This is a genomic window from Streptomyces sp. NPDC005408 (assembly GCF_040606445.1).
Lineage (GTDB): Bacteria > Actinomycetota > Actinomycetes > Streptomycetales > Streptomycetaceae > Streptomyces.
Map to the genome: position 1 here is coordinate 20,049 of NZ_JBEXEX010000072.1, position 7,676 is coordinate 27,724.

Genomic DNA, 7,676 nt, shown 5'->3' on the forward strand with positions numbered 1-7,676 from the left:
CATGTGCGGCATCGCAGGGTTCGTCCCGCTCGGCGCACCGCGCGAGCGGCAGTGGCTGGCGGCGCTCGGCCGCACCATGACCGAGGCGATGGCCCACCGCGGCGAATCCGCGGCCGCCCCTTGGGTGGCACCGTCGGGGACGGCGATGCTGGCCTGCGTCCGGCTCGCCGTCCAGGACCGCTCCGGAGCCGGCGGGCAGCCCATGGCCGGCCCGGACGGGCGGATGGTCCTGGTCAACAACGGTGAGGTGTACGCCTCCCGGGCCCCGCTCGCCGCGCCGTGGCCCAGGCGCACCCACTGCGACACCGAATTCGTCCTCCAACAGGTCAGCCGGGCAGCCGAGGACGACGCTGCATCCGTTCTGACCAACCTGGACGGCATGTTCGCGCTCGCCTGGCACGACACGCACACCCGCCGCACCGTCCTGGCCCGCGACCACTTCGGCATCAAACCGCTCCACTACTGCTACACCGACGACGGGCTGCTCTTCGCCTCCGAGCCTCAGGCCCTGCTCGCCACCGGGCTGATCCAGCCGGAGGTCGACCCCGCCGAGTTCGTGCTCCGCTCCTGGGTGCGGATGGACGCGGCGGACGAACACACCTGGCTCTCCGGCATCCACACACTCCAGCCCGCCGAGTACCTCGTCGTGGACGCGCCCCGCGTGCGCATACGCCGCTACTGGCAGCCCGAGCCGTCCGACGAAGTGGTCGGCGCCGAGGAGATCCGCGCGGCCTTCGACCGTGCCGTCGCCCTGCGCGCAGTCGCCGACGTGCCCCGGGCCGCGGTGCTCAGCGGCGGCGTCGACAGCTCGGCCATCTTCGCGGCGCTGCACACCCGCGGCGTCGAGGTGGCCCCCTACGTCGCCCACTACGAGGACGGTATCGGCGGCTCCGGCAGCGACGTCGACCATGCCCGGCTGGTGGCCGACGCCCACGGCGTGCCGCTGACCGTGTGCGAACTGTCGCGCCGCGATGCCGTCGCGCTCGTCCCGGAGGTCGCGCACCGGCTCATGCGTCCGCTGCTGCACGGCGCCGAACTCGCCATGTACCAGCTCTACCGGCGTATCTCCGCCGAAGGCCAGGTCGTCGTCTACTCCGGCCACGGCGCCGATGAGATGTGGGGCTACCAGGACGGCGGCTACTTCCCCGTCGTCGACCCGGCGGCCGCCACCCACGTGCACGGCCGCCACTACCTCACCCACCGCCTGTACCGGGACGAGCGCCCGCTGTGGGGCGAACTGATCGAGTGGCTGGCAGGCGAACTCGGCGTCGACATGGACGACATCAGGCAGCGCGTGTGGGACCGCGTGCTCAGGGAGTACCGGGCGCTTGAGACCCTCGACCCGCTCAAGCGCGGCCGGCACCATCTGATGCGCCGCTTCCTCGTCTACGTCAACGACATGGTGGACCTCACCTCCTCGACGTACACACTCGAGGACCGACCCGTATTCCAGGACGTCACCCTGGCCGAACTCGCCTTCCGCTGCCCGGAACACCTCAAGAGCCCGTCAGAGCCGGGCCGCCACAAGGAACTGCTGAAATCCGCACTCGCCACCCTGCTGCCGCCCGCCGTCGTCCAGCGCCGCAAGCAGGGCTTCCCCTCGCCGACCGACCCCGCCTACCAGCAGGCGCTGCGGAACCTGGCGGCCGAGCAGGGGCTGCCGTTCGGGCTCACCGGCCTGCCCAGGCGCGTTGAAGACGCCCTGGGCACAGGGGAGTTGATGTTCCTCGCCTCCAGTGCCGCCTGGCTGGAGCGGCTGCGGACGCCCGCGCCCACCCCCCTGTAGAAGGAGAAAGACCATGGCGTCGACCACAACCTGGCAGTGGAACACCGTCGCCGACGCGGCCGAACTGGAGGACGCCCCGCCCCGGCTGGCACCCCAACAGGCCCAGCCGTGGTGCAACTTCACGCTGTGGCATCCCGCCGGGCTGCCCGGCGGCTGTGACACTGCGGTCGGCACCCTGCGCAAGGAGGCCCCGCCCGGCCGCACCGCCGCGAGCGCGGGCCGCAGCCCCTGGTCCAGCGCCAATCCGGCCGCGTACCGCACCGAGATCAGCGGCGGAGGGCGACGGCTGCGCCTCAAGCAGTTCCTGTACGACTGGGCCTTCCCGGCCGCCGACCATCCGTGCCTGTGGGGCAGCGAGACCCGGGCCTTCCCGATCGGCGAAGAGCGCGTGGTCTGGCTGGGCATCGACTATCTGGGACACCCCGCCGCCTCGGCGCGTATGAGCCGTACCACCGTCGAACTGTCCATACTGGAGGGCGAGTTCAGCGACGAGGAGCTGGTCGCCCTGTACCGCGCGCTGCGCCCGGCCGACCCAGGAGCGCCCGCGCGCATCGTGCGTACCCCGTTCAGCGAACTCTCGTACTGGGCGCGCCACACCACCGACCTGATCGAAGTGCCGACCGGCATGTTCTTCTTCCACCGGCGCGATGGCAGGCACCAGGGGGACTGGGTGCCCACCGTGGAACTCGCCGACTTTCTCATGGCCCAGGGCGTCCCCGCCGAGCTGGGCGGCTTCGTATCGGACAGCGCCGCCGTATTCACCGACGCCGACGGCGCCCGGGACCTGGAAGTGATCTACACCGGCGAACGGGACGGCGGTGAGCTGCGGCTCATCCTGCAGCGCTCGGGCGCCGGGCGGATGCCGTTCCCGCCCGAGCGCGAGAAGCACCCGGCCCGTGCGCAGAAGGTCCAGGTCCGCGGCCGTACCGTGCATCTGGCGTACGTGGACCCGGAAGTCGGTGCGTTCGACGCCGTCTGGCAGGACCCGGCCCTGGGGCTGGAGGGCAAGCTCCTGACCAGCTCAGGTCAGGGCATGGACAAGCAGCTCGTCCTCGGCCGGCTGGACACTCTGCTCGCGGGATCCCTGCTGACGGGTCAGGGGGCGGCGCTGTGAGCTCCCCCTCCGCCTCACTGATCGCCCCCCACACCGGCGACAGCCGCGGGCGACCGCTGTACGACCCGTCCACCGGGGAGTGCTTCGACGCCCTGCCCGACAGCACACCCGACGAATGCGCCCGGACGGTACGACGCGCCGCCGACGCCGGAGGCCCCTGGAATGAGTCCGGGCCCCGCCACCGTTCCGAGCGCCTGCACCGGCTGGCCGACCTCGTTCACGAGCGACGGGACGCATTCATCGAGCTGGAGCGCCGGGGCGCGGGCAAACCGGTCGGACGTGTGGGCGGGGAAGTGGACTTCGCCGTCCGCGCGTTCCGCTGGTTCGCCCATGCGGCACTGCATCCCGCGGGAGAGGTGCATCCGGCCGGGCCGGGTCTGCGGGCCTACACCGACCGGGTGCCGCTGGGGGTGTGCGCGGCCATCTGCCCGGCCAACTACCCGCTGCTCATGGCGGCCTGGAAAGCGGCAGCCGCCCTGGCCTATGGCAACACCGTGGTCGTCAAGCCCGCGCCCGAGACCCCTCTGTCCGTTCGACTGCTGGTGGAAACAGCACGCGAGGTCCTGCCGCCCCATGTACTCGGCGCCGTCTACGGCGGCAGCGAGGTGGGGCGGCTGCTGTGCGAACTGCCCGACATCGCGGCGGTGTCCTTCACCGGCTCCACCGCCGCCGGGAGCGACGTGGCACGCCGCTGTGCGGCCGGCGTCAAGCGGGTCTCGCTCGAACTCGGCGGCAAGAACCCGCTCGTGGTCTTCCCGGACGCCGATCTGGACGCTGCCGCCGCGGCGGCCGTCGAGGCGTTCACCGGCAATTCCGGCCAGATGTGCGTCGCCGCCTCCCGGCTGATCGTCCACGAGTCCGTGCACAGCGACTTCGTGCGGGAGCTCGCCGCTCGGGCGGGCTCGCGTGCCCTGGGGCCGACCGACGACCCCGGCACGCAGCTCGGGCCGCTCATCACCGCGCGGGCCGTGGACCGGGTGACCGAGGCGGTCGACGAGGCAGTGGCGCAGGGCGCCTCCGCGCTTCTGCCGCCCGGCCGGAGCACGCTGCGGCCACACCTGCCCGGTGCGTGCGGACAGGGCTTCTACGTCAACCCGGTCGTGCTCGACCAGGTGACCACGACCGGGCGGGCCTGGCGCCAGGAGCTGTTCGGGCCGGTGCTCGCGGTGCGGTCCTTCCGTACCGAGGACGAGGCGCTGAGTCTGGCCCACGACACCGCCTACGGTCTCTCCGCATCCGTGTGGACTGCGGACAGCGGCCGGACGGAGCGGCTGGCCGGGCGGCTGCGGGCCGGTCTGCTGTGGTTCAACACCTGGGGCGACACGGACGAGACCATCAGCGTCGGAGGAATCGGCCACAGCGGCTACGGCCGCGAACTGGGCGTGCACGCGGCCGACCAGTACACCCACACCCGGGCCGTCTGGATCGCACACGCCGAGCAGCCCGACGGGCCGGAGGCGCTCCGGTGAACGCCCGGCCACTGTTCCTGGACTTCCGCAGCGACACCCGCACGCGACCGGACGCGGCGATGCGTGCCGCCATGGCTGCGGCCGCGGTGGGAGACGACGCGTACGGGGACGACCCCACCGTCCTGGAGCTGGAGGCCGAGGGCGCTCGGCTCACCGGCAAACAGGCGGCGCTGTTCCTGCCGAGCAGCACCATGGCCAACCTCGTCGCGGTCCTGGCCGCAGCACCTGGCGCGGACACCCGTCTCGTGACCGGAACGGACACCCATATCGCCCGCTTCGAGAGCGTGCACCGTCTCGGCGGCGTACAACTCGTCGCGGTGGCGCAGCGGGACGACGGAAGTCCCGAACCCGCCGCGCTCGCCCAGGCACTTGACGACAGCCGTGAGCAGCCGCTGATCGTCTCCCTGGAGAACACCTGCATGCTTCACGCGGGCAATGCCCTGGACGCGGCCACGACGCAGCGCCTGGCCGGCCTCGCCAGGCAGCACGGGGCTCATGTCCATCTCGACGGCGCCCGCCTCGCCAACGCCGCGGTGGCCTGGCAGGTGCCCGTGCGGACGCTGGCCGCAGCCGCGGACAGCGTCACCTTCTGCCTGGCCAAGGGCCTGGGTGCGCCGGTCGGTTCGCTGCTGTGCGGGAGCGCCGCCTTCGTGGACCGTTCCCGTGAGCTGCGCCTTGAGCTCGGCGGCACCATGCACCAGGCGGGCGTCGTGGCGGCGGCAGCCCTGGTGGCTCTGGAGCGCCTGCCGCGACTGGCCGACGATCACGCCCTGGCTGCCGAACTGGCCGCCGGGCTGGCTTCGGTGCCGGGCGCGGAGGTTGCCGCACCGCCGCGGCGGACGAACATCGTCACGGTCCGGATGGCCGGACTCGACGCGGCCGAGTTGCAGCGGCGGCTGGCGTCCCAGGGCGTGTTGGTGCTGCCGCTCGACCGCGGCCATGTGCGCTTCGTCGTGCACCGCGAGCACCAGGCTGCGGCGGTGCCCGTCGTGGTCGGCGCACTGGCCGGGGAGCGGCTCGCCCCTGTGACTGCTGGTCAGCCGGCCTCGAGCTCCCGCTGAAGCGCCTGCTCCAGCGGGCTCAGCGGAATGTCCGGGCGCAGTCGCTCCGGGTGGCGCGGCCCAGGTCCTTGGAGCGGTTCTCTGGACACCGGGGCCCGCTCCGGCGGCAGCGGAGGGTACGGGTACCCGGGCTCACCGCCGGTGTGCTGCATGCCCAGAGCCACCAGACCGCGGCACACCACAGTGAGCAGGCGACGGAGGAATGAGGGCTTCACGTCTGACATCACTCCCTCGTCGCGGGCCGGCCGGTTGCCGACACTGTCCGGCCCGCCGCTCGGCACAGCTTCGAGACGGGGTCGAGCCCGGCTCGAACACACCGCCACACACTTCTGAGCACCCGCCAGGCCCGGCGCCGGGGGCGGGAGGAGGGACGACGATGACCCGTGACCAGAGCAGCAAGTGGCAGCAGGTGCGCACGGTCCTGACCGGGCACACCAGGGCGGGCCTGGAGATCGACGGCTTCGACGAGGCCGTCCTGCGCGACCGGGACGAGGACTCCGGCGCATTCGCCGAACTGCCCGACGCGGGCGGCGACGACGGCGCCACGGTCGAGGACATCGAGGATCTGCTGGCAGATCTGCAACTGGAAGGCGCAGGCCTGGCCGGGTGCGATCCCGAGCCCGCCGTGCAGCGGGCCCGGCGGCTCGACGACGAGATCGCCTTTCTGGGTCTTACCCGGCTGGTCGCCGACCTGACCGGCGCCGCCGCGCCGCCGCAGGCTTCCGCCGTGCTCGCCCTGGAGGGTGACGAGAACGCTCGCCTGGCCGCCTACGAACGGCAGCGCGCCGGGGCCGGAGAGCTGGTGGAGGCGACCTGGCAGTGGCTGTCCGCGCGCCGCCGTGCCGCCGAGGACGGCCGGTACTGGTGGGCCGAGGGCCGCCTCCGTCCCCTGCCGCCCTGCTCCCTGCGACAGCTGGCCGAAGTGTCCGAGCCCGTACCGGACTTGGCGTCCATCGCCGAATCCTGGGCGCGCGCGGCGGGTCTGCGCGACGGCGCCGCGGAGCACAACTGGCGCTGGCTGATGCTCGGTGAGCAGCTGTGCCAACCCGCCGCACCGGCAGTGCACAGGCTGCCCAGGCTGAACGAGCTCCTCGCCAGCCTCGTCGCAGAGGCCCGCGGGCACGGACTGCTGCCGCCCACCCACAAGGTCAAGCTGATCCGCAGGCCCGGCACCGTGCCGCGAGCCACCCCCGTGCGGATGCCCGGCTACTCGCTGCTGACCGCGCCCACGCGAGTCACCCCCGCCACGGTGCGGCAACTGCAGCGGCACATCGCCGCGCTGACCGAGCACGCGCTGCGCCCCAAGCACGCACCCCTGGCCGAGCGGTGGACCCTCGATCCGCTCCGCTCCGCCGGGTGGGCCCTGCTACTCGTCCACCGGGTCCACTCGCCCGAACTGCTCGTCCGGCTCGGCCTGGAGGAGCACACAGCGGTGACCGCGGCCCGGTTCCTCGCCGAGCACGAGCGCTTCTGCCGTGGGCTGTCGGCGGTCGACCTGGCTCTGGACGCGGCCCTGCGCGACTGCCGCAGTGCGGAGGGAGCGCTGGACGCTGCCGCCGACGTCGCCACGCGCACCGGACTGCGGATGGCTCCCGAGCTGCTGCTGCTGCGCCAGCCGCGCATCCTTCACCGCCGCTCCCATCTGGCGGCCGGTGCCTGGTACGAGTCCGTACTCGGGGCTCTCACCGACCGGTTCGGCTCAGGCTGGGCTCAACGGGACGAGGCGTGGGCGCTGCTGCTGCAGGCCCTGACGAGCTCGGATACGGCCACAGGGTTTCTGGGCGCGCTCGTGGCACCGGGCCGTACGAGCCATCGTGGCGGCCGACGCCTCACACCCGTGGCGGTGGCCGCATGAGCGGGCCACAGGCGAACGGGGCGCACGGGGCGAGCCGGTGCACAGCCCTCCGGCCGCCCGCGTGGTCGTCAGGAGCCACAGGGGCGGCCGGGTGGCGCGCGGCGCCGGGAAGGGGGGAAGCTCCCCGGCGCCCCGCGCCTGGCGCTCCATCAGGAACGCCGGTCACGGGCGGCAGACGGGCCGCTGCTCGCCGGATCGAACGACGAGATCCTCCGGGACCAGCCTTCCCGCACCGGCTGGAGCACGGCTGGAGGCACCCGTGACCGGAGCACGGCGGGAGGCACCCGCGGTGCAGGCCCCTAGGGCCTGTCGTTCGGATCTTGCCGGGCTCGCGTGCCCTGGTGCGCACTCCCCCGTAGCCCTTCGGGCACGGGAGGTGCCCCCACGCCGC

6 protein-coding genes are annotated in these 7,676 nt (G+C 73.0%); 5 read left to right on the forward strand and 1 reads right to left on the reverse strand.

Translation table 11 applies throughout. The features are described 5' to 3' along the window. The first annotated feature begins 1 nt into the window (after position 1). Genes ABZS64_RS35935 through ABZS64_RS35950 form a run of 4 tightly spaced genes read left to right on the forward strand, consistent with a single transcriptional unit; the run spans position 2 to position 5,430 of the window. The gene (locus tag ABZS64_RS35935; RefSeq protein WP_355838847.1) at positions 2-1,786 is read left to right on the forward strand and encodes an asparagine synthetase B; all 1,785 of its coding nucleotides are present in this window, start codon (positions 2-4) and stop codon (positions 1,784-1,786) included. 13 nt (positions 1,787-1,799) lie between these two features. Further along, a complete protein-coding gene (locus tag ABZS64_RS35940; protein WP_355838849.1) occupies positions 1,800-2,900 on the forward strand; it encodes a hypothetical protein in 1,101 nt (366 codons plus the stop codon). Continuing rightward, positions 2,897-4,369, forward strand: a complete 1,473-nt coding sequence (locus tag ABZS64_RS35945) for an aldehyde dehydrogenase family protein (protein ID WP_355838851.1) — start codon at positions 2,897-2,899, stop codon at positions 4,367-4,369. The genes ABZS64_RS35940 and ABZS64_RS35945 overlap by 4 nt, the downstream gene beginning before the upstream one ends. After that, entirely contained in the window at positions 4,366-5,430 is a 1,065-nt protein-coding gene (locus tag ABZS64_RS35950) for a GntG family PLP-dependent aldolase (protein WP_355838853.1), read from the forward strand. Before ABZS64_RS35945 ends, ABZS64_RS35950 begins: the two co-directional genes overlap by 4 nt. On the opposite strand, the gene ABZS64_RS35955 is transcribed toward ABZS64_RS35950, so the two are convergent. Then, the gene (locus tag ABZS64_RS35955) at positions 5,406-5,645 is read right to left on the reverse strand and encodes a DUF6059 family protein (RefSeq protein WP_355838855.1); all 240 of its coding nucleotides are present in this window, start codon (positions 5,643-5,645) and stop codon (positions 5,406-5,408) included. The two genes, ABZS64_RS35950 and ABZS64_RS35955, sit on opposite strands and share 25 nt — an antisense overlap. A 161-nt stretch (positions 5,646-5,806) precedes the next feature. On the opposite strand from ABZS64_RS35955, the gene ABZS64_RS35960 reads away from it, so the two are divergent. Beyond that, positions 5,807-7,285 (forward strand): hypothetical protein, encoded by a 1,479-nt coding sequence (locus ABZS64_RS35960; RefSeq protein WP_355838857.1) that lies wholly within the window; start codon positions 5,807-5,809, stop codon positions 7,283-7,285. Positions 7,286-7,676: the final 391 nt, after the last annotated feature.